Origin of the sequence: Burkholderia sp. Se-20378, assembly GCF_017104665.1 — a bacterium.
In the GTDB taxonomy this organism is placed as follows: domain Bacteria; phylum Pseudomonadota; class Gammaproteobacteria; order Burkholderiales; family Burkholderiaceae; genus Burkholderia; species Burkholderia lata.
This window is the reverse complement of record NZ_JAAGPG010001111.1, coordinates 1-1276: the sequence shown is the minus strand read 5'-3', so window position 1 is coordinate 1276 and position 1276 is coordinate 1. Positions and strand designations below refer to the sequence as shown.

At 68.2% G+C, this 1276-nt stretch carries 2 protein-coding genes; one reads left to right on the top strand and one right to left on the bottom strand.

The annotated features are described in order from the left end of the window. Positions 1–590: thiamine pyrophosphate-binding protein (locus G3N93_RS40450; RefSeq protein ID WP_277396619.1), on the bottom strand; the 590-nt coding region annotated here is incomplete at its 3' end. A 97-nt stretch (positions 591–687) separates the two neighbouring features. On the opposite strand from G3N93_RS40450, the gene G3N93_RS40445 reads away from it, so the two are divergent. Further along, positions 688–1276: LysR family transcriptional regulator (locus G3N93_RS40445; protein WP_206135571.1), on the top strand; the 589-nt coding region annotated here is incomplete at its 3' end.

The window sequence follows — 1276 nt, the reverse complement described above, 5'->3', positions numbered from 1 at the left end:
GCGAGCGCGTCCGGCTCGGGCCGCACGACGCTGCTGACGTCGCGCCGTGGCAGCCGTTCGGCCGGCTGGTCCCAGTCGTCGACCGGGATCGACACGAACACCGGGCCACGCGGCTCCTGCATCGCGATGCGATACGCACGCGCGATCGCGGCCGGCACGTCCTGCGCGCGCGCAGGCTCGATGCTCCACTTCACGTACGGCTTCGGCAGCTCGGCAGCCTGCGTCGCGCCGAGGAACGGGTCGAACGGCAGGATCGCGCGCGCCTGCTGGCCCGCGGTGACGATCAGCGGCGTGCGGTTCTTGAAGGCGGTGAAGAGATTGCCCATCGCGTTGCCGACGCCCGCCGCGGAATGCAGGTTGACGACCGCCGCATTGCCGGTGGCCTGCGCATGGCCGTCGGCCATTCCGACCACGACGGCTTCATGCAAGCCGAGCACGTAGCGGAAATCGTCCGGGAAGTCGCGGAACATCGGCAACTCGGTCGAGCCGGGATTGCCGAACACGCGGTCGATGCCGAACTGGCGAAGCAGGTCGATCACCGCATCGCGAACGGTGATCGATGCGGTGGAAGGGTGCAGATGGCCGGACATGCTCGGCGCTCCTCGATGGCTTGACGGTTTCCACAGTATCGAAGCGCAAGCCATTCACCGATACTGTATTTTTTGCGATAAGCCATACCATTCCGACATGACTTTCGATCTCCGACAATTGCGCGCCTTCACGACGATCGTCGCGTGCGGCAGCCTCGGCCGCGCAGCCGACGCGCTGCACGTGACGCAGCCGGCACTGAGCCGGATCCTGAAACGGCTCGAGGACCAGGTCGGCGCGCCCTTGTTCGAGCGCCATTCGAAAGGCGTGCAGCTCACCGCGTTCGGCGACGCGCTGCTGCCGCATGCGACGCTGCTGCAGCACGAGGCCGAGCATGCGCGCGAGGAGCTCGACGCGATGCGCGGGTTCGCGAAGGGCACGATCAAGGTCGGCACGGTGGGCAGCATCGCGAGCCTCGTGCTGCCGGTCGCGGTCGGCCGCGTGCTCGACCGCTGGCCGAACCTGCGCGTCGAGATCATCGAAGGCGTGTGGGACCGGCTCGCGGAAGGGCTGAACAAGCACGAGATCGATCTCGCGCTGTCCGCGCACGGGCCCGACACCGACGAGATCGTCGCGATTCCCGAGTGCCGCTGGGAAGATCGCAGCCATATCGTTGCGGCGCCGCAGCATCCGCTGCGCGCGCTCGGACGCGCGCCGACGCTCGCCGATACGCTGCACGCGCGCTGGG